Source organism: Chryseobacterium sp. GW821-FHT04C04, from assembly GCF_059420365.1.
On record NZ_JBWKTO010000003.1, the window covers coordinates 242,504 to 263,460 of the forward strand.

Sequence of the window (20,957 nt, forward strand, 5' to 3'; positions counted from 1 at the left end):
TATCTTTCAGGATATATTTAATATATCTTTTAAAAATCAACATATGAATAGTCCTAAATAGATTTTTAGGGCTATTTTTGTTCATGATTTCCTTTACCCCGTTACAAACATTACAAAATGTTGAATTTAGAAATCTTCTCACCGGGAGATTTTTCATTGTTTTAGCTTTCAGAATGCTGGCCACTTTATTAGGATGGTGGGTGTATCAACTAACAAAAGATCCTTTTTCAATAGGCCTTATCGGGCTTTCGGAGGTAATACCCGCTGTAAGCTGCGCGCTGTACGCCGGACATGTTATCGACATGAATGAAAAAAAGAAGCTGCTTCTTATCTGCAATTATGCTTATATTTTTCTGATCGGACTCCTGCTGATTCCTGCATTTCTGGATGTAAAAATGCATTTCACCGGACATCAGATTACTTACTATATTTATGGAGTTATCTTTTTTACTGGAATAGCGAGAGCCTTCATAGGACCCATCGTTCCTTCTATGATTCCTAAAATTGTAAAAAAGGAAAATCTACCCAATGCTGTAACGCTCAATCAGGCAACGTTCCTGATATCATCTGTATGCGGACATGCCATAGGTGGTATCCTTATCGGATATATTGGAGTAAAATGGACCTTGGTTGCTATTTTAGCACTAATATTTGTTGCTTCCTTATTTTTCTGGCAGCTTCACAAGCAGTATTCCGAGTACAAAAAAGAAACAGTCAATGTTGTGGAGAGTATGCGTGAGGGAATTTCCTATATTTTTAAAACTAAAGAAATCTTAGGGGCATTATGCCTTGATATGTTTGCGGTACTTTTTGGTGGTGCAGTAGCGATGATTCCGGTATTTGCTACGGATATTTTAAGTTCAGGAGCTGAAGGTTTCGGTTTGCTGAATGCGGCTTCTGATATTGGGTCCATGTGTATTATTACTATTTTGTCTATTGTTCCTCTTCGAAAAAATCAGGGTAAGATTCTTCTCGCCGTTGTCACTGGATTTGGGTTTTGCATCATTGGATTTGGCTTATCCAAGCTATATTGGTTATCATTCATGTTCCTGGTGATGAGTGGAATGCTTGACGGAATTTCTGTGGTCATACGAGGCACCATTGTACAGCTAAAAACACCTGACCATATAAGAGGACGTGTTCTTAGTGTCAATTCAATATTCATTATGTCCAGCAATGAAATGGGACAGTTCGAAAGTGGAGTCATGGCCAAATTACTGGGTGTTGTACGCTCCGTTGTATTTGGAGGATGCATGACTGTTTTAGTGGCTTTACTTGTAGGAAGCACCAATCCTAAACTAAGAAAAATGCAATATTAATATATTGATTGACAATACGTTTCAAATTCTATTTGAAATTATTCATAATTCGAAATACTTAAAATCAGAATAGAACGTTTTCTATTCTGATTTTTCTTTTATACGTGTTTTTTTCAAATGTATTTAAGGATTAAATCTTAAATATTCAGATAAAACACCAATATCTTTATGATCTTGATATAATTATACCAAAAAAATAAAATACAATATTAAAAACCAATACATTAGTTTCATTAAATATATCTTAAAATCTTTAATTTAACGTTAATAATTTTTTATATTTGCTTCATAAAATATCCCCTATGAATAAACTTTTACTAATTTTGAGCTTTTTAGTGACAGGTTCACTAATGAATGCTCAATTTTTTTCAGATCCAACCTTACAGCAAACTGCTTTGCAGCTCGATAATGCAAAGACAGACAGTGACTACGATACTGTTTTTAAAACATTTTCCGAAACAAAAACTTCTGAAAAGTGGAAAGCTAATTACTACGCTGCTGTTGCAATGTATCTTAAGACACAGTATTTGTTGAAATACACGACAAACAAACCTATGGCTGAATCTAATGAGGCTGCAGGAAAATTTGCGGCACAGGCTCTTGCTTCAGAAAAAAACAACGGAGAAATCAATACGCTTTTGGGACTTATCAATACGCAGAAAATCAGAATAACAGCTGCTGCAGAACCTCAGAAGACTCTGAAAACTGCTGTTGCATATATGTCAAAAGCAGATACTCAACTTAAGGATAATCCAAGACTTACATTCCTGAAAGCTGAAATAGCTGAATTGTCTAACAATAAACTGGAAGCTGTAAAACTGCACCAAAAAGCAGCGAATGAACTTAATGCAGCCAATCCATCATCTACTTCTCCAAGCTGGGGCAAGCAAGTGATTAGCCAATAAAAAAGAGAGTGACATTACAACATACTATTCTCAAAAATGGTATAAACGTGATAAAAACTCATTTAATCATCAACGTTTTAATATTTGTTTAAAACCTTATCCTATGAAAAAAACACTACTCATTTTCTTAATAATATTCTCACGTATTCTATATGCGCAGTCTGACTGTGCTACAGCTATGGCTGTCTGTGGTAACACAGATATTTCATACACCCCGAATGGTTACGGTGACACTCTTGAAACCATTGGTGGATGTCTTAGTAACGAAAGATACTCAGTATGGTATACTTTTACCATTGCTACAGCAGGAACGCTTACATTCGAAATTATTCCCAATGATCTGGGCAATGATTATGACTTCGCAGTATTCGGTCCTAATAAAACATGTGCCACCAGAGGTACTCCACTCCGTGGTTCTTATGCGGTATCCCCTGGTATCACAGGACTTAACATGCCTTCTACCGACCTATGTGATGTAGTAGGTGGAGACAGATGGGCAAAATACATCGATGTATTACCCGGAGAAACCTATTATCTGATTGTAAACAACCACAGTGAATCTGCAAATGGTTTTAAAATGTCATGGGGTGGAACCGCTACGTTATCTTCTCCATTCTCTGATCCTAATATACAGCCGCATCCATTTATTCCGCCAGGAATACCAGCTGCAAACCCAGCAGATCCAAGAGAAGTCGTGATCTGTACAAATCCTGCTACTTTTGATTTTGCTTCATTATCAACAGGCATTCTTAACGGTAATCCTAACTTCACCGTTACGTACCACACAAGCCAAAATGATGCTTTAACAGCCAACAACCCAATCACCGGGCCACAGACTGTAACAACTACAGGGATATATTATTACAGTATCAGCTATACTGATCCGGCGAATGCAAACAATCCCATCAACAAGTGTAGACAAATGGGCACCTTTAAGTTTAAAGATGGAACCATCACAGCGGCAGATGTTACTTTAACCAGCTGTAATAATAACAATGCAGGAACTGCAACTTATGATCTTACGACAGCAAATGTTATTGCTGACCCTACCGTCACAAAAAAATATTACCATACTTTATATGATCTGAACAACTCAATCAATGAGATTACAAACATCTATCAGTTTGTTTCTGCAGAAGGTAAAATATATGTAAAAGTAACTTCTGCATTTGGATGTTCTGATATTGCAGAAATTACGCTTAAGTTTTATCCACAAATTATTGCAAAAGATGCTGAGTTAAGATCATGCTTTATAGAAACTAATCCTTCTACAGCTTTATTCAACCTTAACAATGCTGCTGTGATCACACCACAAGCTGGTATCACGAAGAAATTCTTCCCTTCATTAACTGATGCAATAGATTCAACTAATGAGATTGTAAACGCAAATTATATTGCACCAAACGGTGTAGTATACGTAAGAGTATCTGACACCAGAGGCTGTTATGTGGTTGTAAAAATCGGTTTAACGGTAATTCCTCCCGTGACATCGAGTGTTCTGAAAGATAAGATCATCTGTATGGAAGATACTACAACTCTTGATGCAGGACCTGGGTTCGCCAGCTACGAATGGAGTACAGGAGCAACTACTCAATCCATCAAAAATGTTGGCGTAGGAACTTACTGGGTAAAATTAAAGACTGGAGAATGTATTGCGACTCAAAAGGTTACGATTTACCCTTCTGAGCAGCCAGTAGTAACTGGCATTGAGGTATCCAATACTACATTAACGATTAATGTTATAGCAGGTACACCGGATTACCAGTATTCTATGGATAAAATCCTATGGCAGACCTCCAATACATTTTCTAATGTAGCAAGAGGAACTTACAAAGTATATGTAAAAGATGCTTACGACTGTGAGCCCATTGAAGTTACAGTAGTCGTTCCTAACCTTGTCAATATGATTACGCCAAACGGAGACGGTGTGAATGATGTAGTAGATTACTCTGCTATGGCAGACAAACAGAGTCTTGTATTGAGCATTTTCGACCGATACGGAACAAAAATCCACCAGGGAGATAAATCCAATGGATACAAATGGGACGGAACCATCGCAGGTAAGAAAATCCCAACAGGTACCTATTGGTATTCTGTAACATGGAATGAAAATGACAAAAAGAATACTCCTTTCAAGTTTTCAGGTTGGATTGTTGTAAAAAACAGAGAATAATATATAATATTAAAAGCCGCTTTGGCGGCTTTTTCTTTTTTAAATTGTGATAAAAAATTTATTGATCTTCAATTTTGTTTAACAAAAATAGTTTTAACAATGAAAAAAATACTACTTCTTTTTATTTTATTGGTAACACAAATGGCTTACTCTCAGTCGGATTGTGTCACAGCAATTCCCATCTGTGGTAACTCTGACATTTCTTACACCCCTTCAGGACCTGGAAATATTATAGAAATTCTTAACCAAAATGGAGGGTGTCTTAGTACCAATGAAAGATATACCGTTTGGTACACTTTCACGATATCCACACCAGGTACCCTTGCATTTAAAATAAAACCTAACGACCAAACCGATGATTATGATTTTGCAGTCTACGGGCCAACTGCAAACGGATGTGCATCTTTACAGAACGCGGATCATGTTTTCATACAGCCAATAAGATGTAACTATAGCGGTACTCCAGGAGATACAGGTCTTGATCTTGCTCTTGCTCCACCAGCAGTGTTCCCTACCAATCCTCCCGGTACTACTGCAAGTATGAACAATGGTAAATGGAGCCCTTATATGGATGTGTTAGTAGGCCAGACCTATTATTTGGTCATTGATAACTTCAGTAGATCCGTTAATGGTTTTTCTCTAGAATGGACAGGTACTGCAAGCTTAAGTTCTGCATTTAACGATCCAGTTCTTTCTCCTTACCCGTTCATCACTCCGGGAATTCCAGGAGCTACTCCTAATGATCCTAGCCAGGTGATGGTTTGTGCGTTACCTACGCAGTTTGATTTTTCAACACTTTCTGCATCTATCATTAATGGTAACAGCTCTAACTTCCAGGTTACTTATCACAAAACTACCAACGACGCGCTTACAGGACAGAACCCTCTTACAATAGCAACTGTAGACGCGACAACAACATACTATTACAGAATTGTATATAAAGATCCTGATAACCTGAACAACCCGATCAACGGATGTTTCATAACAGGGAAATTTAAGTTTGTTAATGTAGGCATCTCAGCAAACGCTGCTACTTTATACTCTTGTAATAATAACGGAGCGGGTACTGCAAAATATAATTTGACAACAGCCAATGTATTTGGAGGAACCGGAGCAACTATTAAATATTATGCTACTGTTGCTGACATGAATGCAGGAATCAATGAAATTACTGATCCTACCAACTATGTTTCTCAGGAAACAACCGTATATGCAAAAGTAGTTTCTACTTTCGGATGTATAGCAACTACTACAATCAGACTGTTATTCTTCCCAGCGGTTGTATTAAAAGATGCTGTCATTGAAAACTGTTATATTGATAAAGATATTACGCGTTCAACATTTGACTTGTCTAAGGCAGATATCGGAATAGCCGTTCCTACACCTACAGGAATTATCATTAAATATTATACATCAGTAGCTGATGCTAAAACTCAGACCAACCCAATTGCTACACCATTTAATTATCTTTCAGAAAGTAAAACGGTATATGCAAGAGTAGACAATGACAAGCAGTGCTATTCAATTTCTAAAATAGACCTGAAAGTATTACCTCCTGTAAAATCAACTGTATTAAAAGATAAAACGATTTGTGCTGAAGGTAAAACAACTTTGGATGCAGGACCTGGATTTGTAAGCTACGAATGGAGCACTGGTGAAACTACACAATCTATCAGCAACGTAGGAGTTGGTGTATATTGGGTAAAACTTCAGACCGGAAAATGTTTCACTCTTCAGGAAGTACGCGTACATGCGAGTCTTCAGCCTGTGATCTCTGGAATAGAAATTACCAATAACAATATTACTGTTACCGCTACAGGGGGAGTTCCTCCTTATAAATATTCTGTAGACGGTATAAAATGGCAGGATTCCAATATATTCACAGGACTTCCTAGAGGTGAGAATACAGTGTATGTAAAAGATACTTACAACTGTACTCCTGTTCAGGTGACCGTGACGGTTCCTAATCTTATTAATGCCATTACTCCAAACGGAGATAACGTAAACGATGTAATCGACTATTCAGCACTGGCATATAAGAAAAACCTGATCTTCATCGTGTATGACAGATATGGAAACAAACTTCATGAAGCCAACAAAATGAAAAATTTCACATGGGACGGAACAGCCTTTGGTAAGAAAATTCCAACCGGAACTTACTGGTATTCTATCTCTTGGAATGAAAACAATAAAAACAGTACCGAAACCAAGTACTCCGGATGGGTATTGGTAAAAAATAAAGAATAAGTTGTACTACATCTTTTTTGAAAAATCACCTCAGACTGAGGTGATTTTTTTATCAACAGGGCGAATCTCCTGTTTACAGTATTTTCCAAAAGACTGCTAACAATTTGTTGAATACTATTTTTTTATTATTTTTTAAATAAACTATCTTTGCACCATGGCGCAGAAAGAAACATTATCATCCCTTACACACGGAAACTTTGCAAAAGAATTGTCTATTGCGGATGGAAAAATGCCTCCCAATGCAGTGGATTTTGAAAGACTTGTTATCGGAACTTTTTTGATTGACAAAAAAGGTCTTGACCATTCCATTGACCTTCTTACCCCAGAAGTATTTTATGATCCGAGACATCAGGTCATCTTTTCTACCATCCTAAAGCTTTATGAAGGCAACCAACCGGTAGACTTAATGACCATTATTCAGAATTTAAAAAAAGAAGATAAACTAAGCCAGGCAGGCGGTGACCACTATATCATCGATCTGACAATGGGAGTAAGTTCATCTGCCCATATTGAATATCATGTACGTGTTATTCTTGAAAAATATATTTTAAGAAGCCTTATTAATGTTTCTGCCAATGTTATTGATTCTTCATACAAAGAGTCAACTGATGTTTTTGAACTTTTGGATAAAGCTGAGCAGTCTTTCTTTGAGATTACCAACGGAACAATCAAGAAAGGATTCGATACCGCCAATTCATTGGTAAAACAGGCTATTGATACGATTAAATCTTTAAAAGATAAGGAAGGACTTTCTGGGGTTCCTTCAGGATTCCGAGATGTAGATAAAGAAACCGGTGGATGGCAGAATTCTGACCTTATCATTATTGCCGCACGTCCGGCGATGGGTAAAACGGCATTCCTTCTTTCCATGGCAAGAAATATTGCAGTAGGACACAAAGTCCCTATGGCTCTGTTCTCTCTCGAGATGGCATCTGTACAGCTGATTACCAGAATGATTGCTTCCGAAACAAGGATTTCTTCTGAGAAATTAAGAAAAGGAACTTTGGATGATGAAGAATGGCAGAGACTATTCTCCAATGTATCTGAGTTGGAAAATGCACCTTTATATATTGACGAAACCCCTTCCCTTTCCATATTCGACTTCCGTGCAAAATGCCGAAGACTTGTCATGCAGCATGGAGTAAGAATTATCATGGTAGACTACCTTCAGCTGATGACAGCAGGAAGCAGCGGCGGAAAAGGAGTCGGGAACCGTGAACAGGAGATCTCTATGATTTCACGTTCATTAAAAGCGATTGCAAAAGAACTTAACGTTCCGGTAATTGCCCTTTCTCAGCTTTCAAGAAGTGTGGAAGCGCGTCCGGGAAAAAGACCTCAGCTTTCAGATCTAAGGGAATCCGGAGCGATCGAGCAGGATGCGGATATCGTATCTTTCATCTTCAGACCGGAATATTATAAAATTACCGTGTGGGATAATGATGAGGAAGGACAGGAAACTTCTACTGAAAACCAAGCCGAGCTGATTATTGCAAAACACAGAAATGGTGCTACAGCAGATGTCAGATTATCTTTCTTAAAACATTTTGCAAAATTTGCTGATATTGAAGCAGCATTCGAAGGTGCAGGAGGTGGGTACCCTTCTAACTTTAATGAACCGAGCGGCTTTGATAAAATCAAGACAACGATTCAGCCAGGGGCAGCATTTGACCTTCCGGACAGCTCAAAACTTTCCGGTTCCTCAATGAATGACTTTGATGATGACGACGATTTTCCATTTTAAATAAAGGCTGAAGTTTAAGACAATTCAGTTTAATTTCACAACCAGCAATTCAATTAAAAAGCAGATTTGAGAATCGAAATTTATACCGATGGGGCTTGCAGCGGAAATCCGGGAAAAGGCGGATATGGAATTCTCATGCGTGTTCCGGAAAAAAATTACCAGAAAACATTTTCCAAAGGTTTTCGAAAAACCACCAACAACAGAATGGAACTTCTGGCTGTCATCACCGCATTGGAAAAGCTGAAATCCACAGAAAATGATATCCATGTGTATACGGACAGCAAGTATGTCTCTGATGCAATCAACCAAAACTGGATCGCCGGCTGGATCAAAAGAGGCTGGAAAAATGTAAAAAATCCTGATCTCTGGAAAAAATTCGTTGAGCTATACAATAAACATACGCCTAAAATGCACTGGATAAAAGGTCATGCCGGACACTTTGAAAATGAGCTTTGCGACAAATTAGCCGTAGCTGCAGCCGCTTCTTCAGATCTTGAAATTGACGCCTATTTTGAAGGTCTTGACACTAATTCTCTCTTTTAATTTTAATTAAAACAAATACAAAGCTCCTGCCCTATATTTATTATTTCATCAGAAGAAGTTCTATTTATTAAAATATAATTAAAACTTTTAACAGAATTAACGTTAAATACATATTATTTGATCGGGATTTAATATCTTTACATATTAATCTAAGTCCCATCTAAATGAATAAAAATCTATTATTGTATTTATCTGTTTTTTTACTCTGTATAGCCGGGAAGTCCTTTGCCCAGACTTATCAGCTTGTCGGAAACCCAGTGACTACTACTGGCTGGACGATGGTTTCCCCCACACAAGTAAACACAGATTTTATTCAGCTCACTCCGGACACCAACAACCAATCTGGTTCCATAAGGCTGAACGACCCTATTAACTTAAAGTATTGTGATAAATGGAGAGTGGAATTTGATTTCAGAATGGATTCCAATCAAACCTCCAACGGAGATGGTATCGCCTTCTGGTATCTGGCCAATCCGCCTGTTGCAAGTGTATTGGGATCAGGTCTTGGAGTATCCCAGAATGCAGTTGGACTTGTCGTAGGACTTGATACATACAACAACACTACGACTGCTACGATGAGTAAAGTACACGTTGCTTATGGGCAGGTCCAAAATACCTCTGACACCAATAACGTTGAATTCTTTAATGTTCCGGGAAGTTCATTCCATTCTCCGGATCTGAATACAACCCAACCTTTTCAGGGAACAACATTCAAGCACGTTGAAGTAACGGCACAGGTAGATCCGGCCGCTCCTACCAGCTGGATCTTAAAAATAACAATAGACGGTAACGTAATCTGTAACCAGTCGTTTGCTCCTTCCGGAACGGCAGCGGCAATGACTGTAGGATATTTCGGATTTTCGGCTTCTACAGGAGGTGCAAGATCAAGACATTCTATTAAAAACGTAAAGATATATACTGATAAAGTTCCTATTTTGCAGAACTCAGCAACTCAGTCTTTCTGTCCAAATCCTACTACAGGATACGGATCTGTAAACCTGACTTCTTTCAATTCGCAATTTGTCAGTAATCCTTCAAATTATACATTTACTTATTATCCATTCGGAAGCTCAACACCTATTGCCACTCCCACCAATTATCAATTCAATGCGAATGCAACCGTTACCGTTGTTATTAAAGATAATGCGGGACTGCTCTGTGATAACCCCGATGGTAAGATTTTATTGGTTCTTGCTCCTTTTAAAGCAGAAGATAAAACCATTACGGTATGTAATAATAACAAGGCAGGAACTGCCGCTTTCAATCTGAATACAGCACCTGTTACAAGTGTTCCGGGAGTTACTAAAAAATATTATAAAACGTTAGCGGACCTCAATGCAGATAGTAATGAAATTCAAAATCCTGACAATTATATATCTGCTCCCGGAGTTGTGTATGTAAAAGTGACAACACCACAGGGATGTACCGGTTCAGCAAAAATCACATTGGCGTTCTACGCGGACACTCCTGTGAAAGAAGCTACACTAAGATCATGTTTCATTGAAAACAATATTTCCAGTGCTATTTTTAATTTGACCACAGCAGATGTGACTACCTTAACTACCGGTGTTACCAAAAAGTATTACACATCGATAGCGAATGCTCTGGACGGAACCAATGAGATCATGAATCCTCTTCAGTATTTATCAACATCTACTGCCGTATATGCAAAAGTAACGGATGCCAACGGATGTTTCAATATTGCTAAAATCAATCTTATTGTATTACCTCCTGTAAAGTCTTCTGTACTGAAAGATAAAATCATTTGTATCGGTGAGAAAACAGATCTGGATGCAGGTCCCGGATTTAACGGCTATGAATGGAGTACCGGAGCTACAACGTCATTCATTAAAGATGTAGGAGTAGGTACTTATTGGGTAAAACTTAAAACAGGAAACTGTATCACGACACAGATTGTCAATGTAAAAGCATCTGCCAATCCAGTGATTTCCAGCATTGATATTGATAATAACAAGATTACTGTCAATGTATCAGGAGGAACTCCTCCGTATCAGTTTTCTCTGGATGGAGCAAATTGGCAGACCAGCAATGTATTCACTGGACTTGCAAGAGGAGAAGTAAGGGTCTATGTAAAAGACTTTTATAACTGTACTCCTGTTGAAATTCAGATCACTGTACCGAATCTGATTAATGCCATTACTCCAAACGGCGATAATGTAAACGATTTCATTGACTACTCGGCACTCGCCTACAAGAAAAATCTGATATTCATTGTGTATGACAGATACGGAAATAAATTGTATGAGGCTGGAAAAATGAGAAACTTCACATGGGACGGAACAGCTTCCGGGAAAAAAGTTCTTACAGGGACTTACTGGTACACCATCTCATGGAACGAAAACAATAAAGACAACACTGAAACCAAATACTCGGGCTGGGTATTGGTTAAAAACAGAGAATAAACTTTACCATCAGAAACTACCTCATTTGGGGTAGTTTCGGTATTAATAAAGGCCTTGCTCAGCCAGAGATTGACAACTGACATTGCCTTTTGTGATCCATTTAAACATAAAACAATTTTATATCTAAGAACAAATAATACCACAATCCATCCACTATGAAAAAAGATATACTCATTTTATTGCTGGCTATCTTATTATGCTTGCCGGGAAAAATACTCTCACAAACCTATCAACTTACCGGAAACCCTGTAAATACAACAGGCTGGGATCTTGTCTCTGATGCTATAGTAAGCGGAGATTTTGTAAGACTTACCACCGATCAGACCAGCAGATACGGGGCTGTAAAATTATCCACCCCTATCACTCTAAGCTATTGTGATAAATGGAAAGTAGAATTCGACTTCAGAATTGACGGAAACGGGACTACACAATTTGGAAGAGGAGACGGTTTTACCTTCTGGTATCTGGCCAACCCTCCTACAGGATTCGTTTCGGGAGGAGGACTGGGTATTCCTGCCAATGCTTCCGGGCTGATGGTTGGTTTTGATATCTTCAACAACACCACCGAAGGCCAGATGAGTAAAGTTCATATTCTGTATGGCACCAATAATACAGCAGGTAATAATATCGAATACAACACGACTCCAGGAAGCACATTCCACTCTCCGGACCTTATTGCCACTCAGCCTTTTGTAGGAGATACCTACAGACATGTTGAAGTAAATGGAGAAACAGATCTTACCAACCCAACAAACTGGATTATCAAAGTAAGAATAAACGGTGTACTTATCGCAGATCAGTCTTTTGCTCCTTCAGGGGGTGCAGTAGGAATGTCACAGGGCTATTTTGGTTTCTCTGCAGCAACCGGAGGTGCCAGCGCGAGACATTCTATTAAAGATGTTAAGGTATTCGTAGATAAAGTTCCTATCTTAAGTAATACGCTCACTCCGTTCGTGTGCACAAATCCCGCTACGGGAAATGGTACTGTAGACCTTACTTCTTATAATTCTCAATTTGTAAATAATCCAGGAAATTATATTTTCACTTATTATGTATTGGGAAGTTCTACTCCTATCGCCAATCCTACGAGTTTCCAGTATTCAGGAAATACAACGATTAAAGTGGTTGTAAAAGATCCTACTTCTACTCTTTGTGATAATGGTGACGGGGTCATTCAGCTTAACCCTACTCCATTTGCTGCAACAGATGCCAGCCTTACCGGATGTAATAATAACAATGCAGGAACAGCAACCTTTGATCTTAACTCTGCCGCTGTAACAACTGTTGCCGGCGTAACCAAGGAATTCTATCCTACATTATTCGATCTTAATAATGACACCAACAAAATTACGAACCCTTCAGCTTATGCTTCTGCAGCAGCGGTAATATATGTAAAGGTAACCACTCCTCAAGGTTGCGTAAGTACAGCTAAAGTTACCCTGAACATTTACCCCGTTGTTGTTGTCAATGATGTCGAAATAAAATCATGCTTTATTGAAAGCAACCCATCTATGGCTTCTTTTAATCTTGTAGCAGCTGTAGTTTCTCAAGGCGGACTTACAAAGGAGTATTACCCATCATTGACCGATGCTATCACTGGAACAAACGCAATCGCTACTCCTACGGCATACATCGCCCCTAACGGAGTTGCATATATTAAAGTATTCAGCGCAAATGGATGTTATTCCATCGCTAAAGTTACATTAACTGTAATAGCTCCTGTTTACTCAAGAACCTTACTTGACAAAACTATTTGTATAGAAAATACAACCACATTAGATGCAGGTGCCGGTTTCAAAAGCTACGAATGGAGCACAGGAGCAACTACACAATCCATCAAAAATGTGGGGGTAGGTACTTACTGGGTAAAACTTAAAACGGGAGATTGTATTGCTACACAAAAAGTAACCGTATACCCTTCCGACAATCCAGTGGTTACAAGTATTGATATCTCAGGAAGCACCGTTACTGTATATGTGAATGGAGGAACTCCTCCTTATCAGTATTCTATGGACAATATCAATTGGCAGGATTCTAATATCTTCACCAATATTGCAAGAGGAGAAGCGAAAATATATGTAAGAGACAGTTATAATTGTATTCCTGTTGAAATCAACATCACTGTACCTAATCTGATCAATGTGATCACTCCAAATGACGATGGTATGAATGATTTTGTGGATTACTCTGCTCTTGCCAATAAACAGAATCTGGAAATAGCCATCTTCGACAGATATGGTTATAAAATGTTCCAGGCTGATAAAACAAATGGCTACAAATGGGCAGGTACTACCAATGGAAGTAAAAAAGTTCCTACAGGAAATTACTGGTATTCTGTTTCATGGAATGAAAATAATAAAAACAGTACTCCAATAAAATTCTCAGGCTGGATTGTTGTAAAAAACAGAGAATAATTACACTTTCCATCACATCAAAAGAATCACTCCGCCAGTCAGGGTGATTTTTTGTATTAACAAGCGGGAGATATTTCATTTTAACGGCTCTTTATTCATATTCAATTCTTAAATTTGTCCTATGAATTATTTGGAAGCTTTAAGCAGAAGATATTCTGTAAAAAAATTCAATCATCAGATTATTCCTCAGGAAACTCTTTACAACATTCTTGAGTCAGGAAAGTTGTCTGCCAGTTCGCTGGGACTTCAGCCCTATAAAATTGTCATTGTTGAGAGTGAAGAAATGAAGCAGAAATTGATTCCCGCTTTCTATAATCCATCTCAGATTTCCACCTGTTCTCATCTTGTTGTCATTATTTCAAAGAAAATCATTGAAGAGAATTATATCCGAGGCTATTTTAATCATATTTCTGAAGTAAGGAATACTCCTGTAGAAAAACTGGACCCTTTCAGAAATAGCATTAATCAGCATATTATCCAAAAGACACAGGATGAAATTTTCAACTGGGCAGAAAAACAGTCTTATATTGTATTGGCTAATCTTATGTACGCTGCCGCTATTGAAAGTATAGACTCTTGTCCTATGGAAGGCTTCCGTCAGGATCTTATAGAAGAAATTCTGAATATTGATTCCGAAACAGAGAAAGTAACTGTTACCCTAGCTTTAGGTTACCGTTCTGAAGAAGACCACTTCCAGCACATGAAAAAAGTAAGAAAACCAAACGAAAAATTGTTTAAATTTATTTAATATTTTAAACGATTGTACCTAAAGTAAGCATATGATAAAAGCGGATGTATTAGTAATCGGTTCCGGTATTTCCGGACTTTCCTATGCCATTAAAGTTTCTGAACAGCTCCCTGATGCCAAAATCATTATTGTAACCAAATCTGACGAAGACGAAAGTAACACCAAGTATGCACAAGGTGGTCTGGCTGTCGTTACAGATTTTCAGAATGACAATTTTCAAAAACACATTGATGATACCATGCGTGCCGGTGACGGAGAAAATAAACGCGATGTTGTAGAAATGGTGGTGAGAGAAGCTCCCGCAAGGTTCAACGAAATTGTAGAATGGGGTGCTCAGTTCGATATGAAAAACGGCAAATTCGCTTTAGGAAGAGAAGGAGGCCATACTGAAAACAGAATCGTCCACCATAAAGATATTACAGGTTTTGAGATTGAAAGAGCTTTATTGGAAACAGCCAAAAGCAGCCCGAATATTGAAATTCTCGACCATCATTATGTAATTGATATCATTACACAGCACCATGTTCCCGGAAAAGAACTTAATGAAGGAGACATTCACTGCTACGGTGCCTACATTCTGGATGAAAAATCCAAAACGATCAAAAAAATCACTTCTAAAATAACACTGGTTGCTACAGGAGGCGCCGGGCATGTTTATAAAAACACAACCAATCCTACCATTGCCACAGGAGACGGAATTGCTTTCGTAGCCCGTGCCAAAGGAAAGGTTTCCAATATGCAGTATTATCAGTTCCACCCAACGGCTTTGTACAGCAAAATGGATGGGATGTTGTTCTTAATTTCAGAAGCAGTACGTGGAGACGGCGCCAAATTAAGAACAAAAAGAGGCGAAAAATTCATGCATAAATATGACGAGCGTGAAGAATTAGCCTCCAGAGATATTGTTGCAAGAGCTATCGACGCCGAAATGAAAATTACCGGAGACGAATTTGTCGGCTTAGATTGTAAGGAAATGAATCATGAAAAATTCTTAGAACACTTTCCAAATATTTACAAGAAGTGCAGAGATGAAGGAATTGATCCGTTCACTCAATTGATTCCTGTCGTACCTGCCTGCCACTACTTAATGGGTGGGATTGAAGTAGACAGAGACGGACAGTCTTCCATCAGAAATCTTTTTGCTGTAGGAGAATGTACCAACTCAGGGCTTCATGGCGCCAACAGACTTGCTTCCAACTCATTGCTTGAAGGGTTGGTTTTTGGACACAATGCTGCCATGAAAACGGTAGCACTTCTGAATGAAAACAGCTTCAACTTTGATGATCTGAAAGCCGTTCCGGAATGGAATGAAGAGGGAATGAAAATCATGGATGAAATGGTTATCGTCAGCTACCTCAGAAAGCAGCTTCAGGAAATGATGAGTGACCTGGTAGGTATCGTAAGAAGCAACAGACGTCTGAATATGGCATCGCAGAAACATCAGGAAATTGCTGCTGCCGTAGACGAGATCTATCACTACTCTATTCTTTCTCCTCAACTGTCAGAATTAAGAAACTTAACAACCGTAGCCCATCTCATCATTAACCAGTCGATGGAAATGACAGAGAATAAGGGAGCGTTTTATAATAAAGATTTGGTTTAATTTTAATTAAACTAGTGAAAACCCTGAACTTAAATATCCTTACAACAGTCAATATATTATTCTATTCAAGAATGATACTTTCATTAATTTGTGGTTTTGTATTATTAAATTTTTGGGTGAAAAATGGAAAAAATGATGATTCTACAAATATAGTCATCCTTGCAGGAATACTATTTTTAGGACTGATTTTGGGATTATATGGAGTAACTTTATTAAAAAAAATTATTGTTCCCAGATCCAAATATCCTTTAGTCTTAAATCTTTTATGCAATATGAAAGGTTTAGGAAAACCAGATTATTATGGAAGTTTAAAGTTTGATTTAAATAATATAATTAATGATAATAAGCTACGCTTAACTCTTTATTATGTCAATAATCCTCAATATCCAATTTTAACATTCAATAGAGAAAAAATCATTTACTACACTCAAGAGTATGATTGGGATAATTTTAAATGGAGTTATAAAGTTATACCTCAGGGGCGAAACGAAAAACAAGTATTAGAGTTTCAAGGTATTAATCAAAATAATATAAAAATAAAAGACAGTATAGATTTTGAAAAAATAGATGCGAAGGAAAATGAAGTCCTTTTGCTCTTCATCATTCATGATATATTGTTCGGAAAAAGATCTTCCTTTTATTACTAAAATCAAAAATATGAAAAGACCAAGCTACGTAACCGATAAAGCATTAAAGACATTCATAAAAAATGCGCTTGAAGAAGATATTCAGGATGGTGATCACTCTACGCTGTCTACCATTCCGCAGGATCTTGTACAAAGTGCAAAGCTTTTAGTAAAACAGGATTGTATTCTTGCGGGTGTTGAGCTCGCAGAAATCATTTTTAATACTTTTGATAAAAATTTAAAAGTTGAAGTTTTTATTAAAGACGGAACTCCATGTAAATTCGGGGATGTCGCACTTATTGTAACAGGAAGCGCAAGATCTATCCTTTCTACAGAGAGATTTGTTCTCAATTGTATGCAAAGAATGAGCGGTATTGCAACCCTTACCCATGACTGGGATTCAAGATTAGTAGGGACAAAAACTAAACTTTTAGATACAAGAAAAACAACACCTAACTTCAGAATGTGTGAAAAATGGGCGGTTGCAATAGGTGGTGGAACCAATCACAGATATGGTCTTTATGACATGATCATGCTGAAAGACAACCACATTGATTACAATGGAAGTATCACCAATGCTGTGGCAATGGCAAAGGATTATGTTAAAAAGAACAAGAAAAAGTTAAAAATAGAGGTTGAAACAAGAAACCTTGAAGAAGTTCAGGAAGCTATCAAAGCAAAGGTTGACAGAATTATGCTTGACAATATGGATGTGAAAACAATGGAGCAAGCCGTAAAAATGATCAACGGCTCATGTGAGTCTGAAGCTTCAGGTGGAATTACCCGTGATATGCTAAAAGAAATTGCTTCAACAGGGGTAACATTTATCTCTGTAGGAGCCCTTACACACTCTGCTGAGAATATAGATTTGAGTCTCAAAGCAGTGAAATAGCGTTATATTTTTAATAAAAACACCCCCACTTTGTTAAAAATTCATCAACATGACTTTTTTCATGTAAAAATTCAATTTTTATTCATAATATTGAAAATCAATACCTTACAATTATTAAGATTGATTAAAAATTAACATTGAGTTAATAATAGTTAAATTTTATTTTGCGAATTTTGCAGAAAATTAAATCTAACTATTACTAACGATTATGAAATTAATCAACAAATCGATGTTATCTGCGGTTATTACTTTATCTACAGCTAGCGTCTATTATGCTCAACAAGTTCAGGATACTGTAAAGACAAAATCCAATGATATTGAACAAGTTGTATTAACTGGCGTTGCTGATATCGCAAAAGATAGAAAGACTCCAGTAGCAGTTTCAACAATTAAGGAAGCTCAGATTGTTGAAAGATTAGGAAATCAGGAATTTCCTGAAATCCTGAACACTACGCCATCTGTATACGCTACAAAAGGTGGTGGTGGATTTGGAGACTCTAAACTAAATATTAGAGGATTCAGTCAAAACAACATTGCTGTAATGGTAAATGGTATGCCAGTAAATGACATGGAAAATGGTTCTGTTTATTGGTCTAACTGGGCAGGATTGTCTGATGTAACTTCAGCAATGCAGGTTCAAAGAGGTCTAGGCTCTTCCAAATTAGCAATTGCATCTATTGGAGGTACCGTAAATATTTTGACAAGAGCTTCTGATAAAAAACAAGGAGGGATTGTTTCTTTAGGAGTAGGTAATAATGATTATGTAAAATCTTTATTTGCTTATAATACTGGTAAATCTGACAAAGGATGGTCTTCTTCATTCTTAATGAGTAGAACAGCTGGTTCTATGTATGCAGATGGAACTAAGTTTGAAGGATACAACTATTATTTTGCATTAGGATACCAGAAACCTGGAGGTAACCATGATTTCCAATTCACAATTACTGGAGCTCCACAATGGCACAACCAAAGATCTTATGCATCAACAATTGACAACTATATTCTTTACAATCAGGACCACGATGGGACACCAGATAGAAAATACAACTCTGACTGGGGATATTTAAACGGTAGAGAATACTCTGCAAGAGTAAATTATTATCACAAGCCGGTAATGTCTTTAAACTGGGATTGGAATATAAGTGAAAAATCAAAACTTAATACAGTTGTTTACGCTTCTTTTGGTAGAGGTGGTGGTACCAATACAACAGGTACAGCAAATGGTAAAGCTTTAAGTACTTTTAGAGATCCTAATACTGGACTTTATAACTTTGATGCAATTTATGCAGCAAACCAAGCTTCAAACCCTACAAAAGGAATATTAATTAGAAACTCTTCTATTAATTCTCACAACTGGTTTGGATTGATCTCTTCTTTCAATCACCGTTTCAATGAAAATTTCAAAATCAGTGCTGGTGTTGACGCTAGATACTACCAAGGATATCACTATCAGGTAGTTAGCGATCTATTAGGAGGGTCTGGTTATCTTGATAAAAACAATAAAAACATTGGTAACAATACTGTAACTGCCACTGAAAGTACAGATCCAAAATGGAATCCTTTTGGAGGTAAGCTAATGGATATCAATAACAGAATCGGTTATAGCAATGATTCTAATGTACTTTGGTATGGAGCATTTGGACAATTGGAGTATACAAAGAATGATTTCTCTGCATTTGTACAGGGATCAGTTTCTAACCAAGGATTCCAGAGAATAGATAACTTTATCATTGATAATGTTACTAAATCTAAGAATGGTACCATCATGCCTACAACAACTGATTACAAAAACCTAACTGGTTACAACATCAAAGGGGGATTAAACTATAACATCAACGAGCACCATAATGTATTTGGTAACGTAGGATATTATGAAAAACAACCTTTCTTTAACTCTATTTATAGAAGTAATGAAAATGTGGTTTCTCCAGATGCAACCAATGAAAAAATCTTTGGAGCTGAACTTGGATACGGATTTAGATCTTCTAAATTCAATGCTAATGTAAACATCTACAGAACTACTTGGGATGACAGATATCAAAGAAAGACAGGATTATCTTATACAGATCCAGCCACCAAGGTAAGAACAACTTATTATGCTGAAATTAATGGCTTAAGTGAAATTCACCAAGGTATTGAATTTGATGCTAATCTAGTTATTAACAAATTCTTATCTGCTTACGGTATGTTCTCAATAGGAGACTGGCGTTATAAAGGAACTGCAAATGCTACCACTTTCAACGATACGGATAATTCACCATACATTATTCCAGGAAATACTTCTAATGAACTAACACTTAATTTAGATAAAGTAAAAGTAGGAGAATCTGCTCAGATGACTGCAGCCCTAGGTATTACAGTTACTCCTGTTAAAGATTTAAAAGTAGATATGAACTGGAGATATGCTAACAAGCTATATTCTTCACTAGATGTATACTCTTACAGCAGCTCATCTGCTAAAGGAGCTCTTCAGCTTCCTGATTATCATTTGTTTGATCTAGGGATTTCTTATAAAATTAAATTAAAAAACCCTTCACAGTTCTTTACAATTAGAGGAAATGTATACAATGTGTTTGATACAACTTACATCGCGGAATCTCTAACAGCTATTCATGCTGATGATAAAGCAATAGGTGCTACACAAACATACGAACAAGCAGGTAATTTATATAAAGGTGTTGCAACAGCGAATCAGGTGTATTTCGGATTCGGAAGAACTTGGGCTGCAACCTTATCATTCAACTTCTAATAATATCATAATATTAGATTTTATAAATATCAATCCCGGCTTTGAGCCGGGATTTTTGTTATCTTTGTGTACAAAAAAATAGGATTATGGATTTTTACAAGATTTTTCTTAGTGCACACAAAGGATTTGGATATTTAGAACTTCTTTTGGTTGCATTATTTATCATTGCACTTTTAGCTACCATGTTTGGCTTCAGTGGAAAAGTGAACAAATTTCTAAAGAAGACGACGCTCTTCACGATGATTTTCTTCCACGTTCAGTTTTTATTAGGAATATGCTTGTTATTCATATTTTCTCCAGGTTTCAAAGCTGCTTTAGATGCAGGAACATTAATGAAAGACCCTTACAGCAGACAAACATTTGTTGAGCACCCTTTCTCTATGTTAATCGCAGCAGTGTTGATGACCATTATCAACAAAAAAGTAAAATCCAACGACACGATCTCTCTGGGAATCGTTATTATGGGATTGATCGCAGCAGGTTTATTTGCTTTCGCGTTCCCTTGGGTAAGAGTCTTTGGAGCTTAAAATAGATAAAAAAATTATATGTGTTATAATTTATAAATAGTTTAATC

At 37.2% G+C, this 20,957-nt stretch carries 14 protein-coding genes; all 14 read left to right on the forward strand.

Annotated features, from left to right (window positions below; translation table 11 throughout):
* The first annotated feature begins 83 nt into the window (after positions 1–83).
* Complete coding sequence (locus tag AC07UM_RS11005) at positions 84–1,319, forward strand: MFS transporter (protein WP_124532418.1); 1,236 nt, start codon at positions 84–86, stop codon at positions 1,317–1,319.
* Positions 1,320–1,621: 302 nt separating this feature from the next.
* Positions 1,622–2,224, forward strand: a complete 603-nt coding sequence (locus AC07UM_RS11010) for a hypothetical protein (protein WP_494683458.1) — start codon at positions 1,622–1,624, stop codon at positions 2,222–2,224.
* A gap of 103 nt (positions 2,225–2,327) precedes the next feature.
* Positions 2,328–4,397 carry an FIDD domain-containing protein gene (locus AC07UM_RS11015; RefSeq protein ID WP_494683457.1) on the forward strand — a complete coding sequence of 690 codons (2,070 nt, stop codon included), beginning with the start codon at positions 2,328–2,330 and terminating at the stop codon, positions 4,395–4,397.
* 99 nt (positions 4,398–4,496) lie between these two features.
* Positions 4,497–6,644 carry an FIDD domain-containing protein gene (locus AC07UM_RS11020; RefSeq protein WP_494683456.1) on the forward strand — a complete coding sequence of 716 codons (2,148 nt, stop codon included), beginning with the start codon at positions 4,497–4,499 and terminating at the stop codon, positions 6,642–6,644.
* Between the two features lie 154 nt (positions 6,645–6,798).
* A complete protein-coding gene (gene dnaB / locus AC07UM_RS11025) occupies positions 6,799–8,385 on the forward strand; it encodes a replicative DNA helicase (protein WP_494683455.1) in 1,587 nt (528 codons plus the stop codon).
* 66 nt (positions 8,386–8,451) lie between these two features.
* Entirely contained in the window at positions 8,452–8,928 is a 477-nt protein-coding gene (gene rnhA / locus AC07UM_RS11030; protein WP_103232006.1) for a ribonuclease HI, read from the forward strand.
* Between the two features lie 164 nt (positions 8,929–9,092).
* Positions 9,093–11,351, forward strand: coding sequence for an FIDD domain-containing protein (locus tag AC07UM_RS11035; RefSeq protein WP_494683454.1), 2,259 nt, complete (start codon positions 9,093–9,095; stop codon positions 11,349–11,351).
* 155 nt (positions 11,352–11,506) lie between these two features.
* A complete protein-coding gene (locus AC07UM_RS11040) occupies positions 11,507–13,765 on the forward strand; it encodes an FIDD domain-containing protein (RefSeq protein WP_494683453.1) in 2,259 nt (752 codons plus the stop codon).
* A 121-nt stretch (positions 13,766–13,886) separates the two neighbouring features.
* Positions 13,887–14,513 (forward strand): NAD(P)H-dependent oxidoreductase, encoded by a 627-nt coding sequence (locus AC07UM_RS11045; RefSeq protein ID WP_494683452.1) that lies wholly within the window; start codon positions 13,887–13,889, stop codon positions 14,511–14,513.
* Between the two features lie 31 nt (positions 14,514–14,544).
* Entirely contained in the window at positions 14,545–16,116 is a 1,572-nt protein-coding gene (gene nadB / locus AC07UM_RS11050) for an L-aspartate oxidase (protein WP_494683451.1), read from the forward strand.
* A gap of 71 nt (positions 16,117–16,187) precedes the next feature.
* Entirely contained in the window at positions 16,188–16,763 is a 576-nt protein-coding gene (locus AC07UM_RS11055) for a hypothetical protein (RefSeq protein ID WP_494683450.1), read from the forward strand.
* Positions 16,764–16,773: 10 nt separating this feature from the next.
* Positions 16,774–17,634, forward strand: coding sequence for a carboxylating nicotinate-nucleotide diphosphorylase (gene nadC / locus AC07UM_RS11060; RefSeq protein ID WP_236852055.1), 861 nt, complete (start codon positions 16,774–16,776; stop codon positions 17,632–17,634).
* Positions 17,635–17,842: 208 nt separating this feature from the next.
* Complete coding sequence (locus tag AC07UM_RS11065; protein WP_494683449.1) at positions 17,843–20,383, forward strand: TonB-dependent receptor; 2,541 nt, start codon at positions 17,843–17,845, stop codon at positions 20,381–20,383.
* 86 nt (positions 20,384–20,469) lie between these two features.
* Complete coding sequence (locus AC07UM_RS11070; RefSeq protein WP_109737796.1) at positions 20,470–20,910, forward strand: hypothetical protein; 441 nt, start codon at positions 20,470–20,472, stop codon at positions 20,908–20,910.
* The last annotated feature ends 47 nt before the right edge of the window (positions 20,911–20,957 follow it).

What these genes read in the sequence shown, in the direction of transcription:
- AC07UM_RS11020 (WP_494683456.1), top strand. Translation starts at nt 4,497, where the DNA reads ATGAAAAAAATACTACTTCTTTTTATTTTATTGGTAACACAAATGGCT.
- nadC (WP_236852055.1), top strand. Translation starts at nt 16,774, where the DNA reads ATGAAAAGACCAAGCTACGTAACCGATAAAGCATTAAAGACATTCATA.
- AC07UM_RS11070 (WP_109737796.1), top strand. Translation starts at nt 20,470, where the DNA reads ATGGATTTTTACAAGATTTTTCTTAGTGCACACAAAGGATTTGGATAT.
- AC07UM_RS11065 (WP_494683449.1), top strand. Translation starts at nt 17,843, where the DNA reads ATGAAATTAATCAACAAATCGATGTTATCTGCGGTTATTACTTTATCT.
- AC07UM_RS11055 (WP_494683450.1), top strand. Translation starts at nt 16,188, where the DNA reads ATGATACTTTCATTAATTTGTGGTTTTGTATTATTAAATTTTTGGGTG.
- AC07UM_RS11005 (WP_124532418.1), top strand. Translation starts at nt 84, where the DNA reads ATGATTTCCTTTACCCCGTTACAAACATTACAAAATGTTGAATTTAGA.
- AC07UM_RS11015 (WP_494683457.1), top strand. Translation starts at nt 2,328, where the DNA reads ATGAAAAAAACACTACTCATTTTCTTAATAATATTCTCACGTATTCTA.
- nadB (WP_494683451.1), top strand. Translation starts at nt 14,545, where the DNA reads ATGATAAAAGCGGATGTATTAGTAATCGGTTCCGGTATTTCCGGACTT.
- AC07UM_RS11040 (WP_494683453.1), top strand. Translation starts at nt 11,507, where the DNA reads ATGAAAAAAGATATACTCATTTTATTGCTGGCTATCTTATTATGCTTG.
- AC07UM_RS11010 (WP_494683458.1), top strand. Translation starts at nt 1,622, where the DNA reads ATGAATAAACTTTTACTAATTTTGAGCTTTTTAGTGACAGGTTCACTA.
- AC07UM_RS11045 (WP_494683452.1), top strand. Translation starts at nt 13,887, where the DNA reads ATGAATTATTTGGAAGCTTTAAGCAGAAGATATTCTGTAAAAAAATTC.
- AC07UM_RS11035 (WP_494683454.1), top strand. Translation starts at nt 9,093, where the DNA reads ATGAATAAAAATCTATTATTGTATTTATCTGTTTTTTTACTCTGTATA.
- dnaB (WP_494683455.1), top strand. Translation starts at nt 6,799, where the DNA reads ATGGCGCAGAAAGAAACATTATCATCCCTTACACACGGAAACTTTGCA.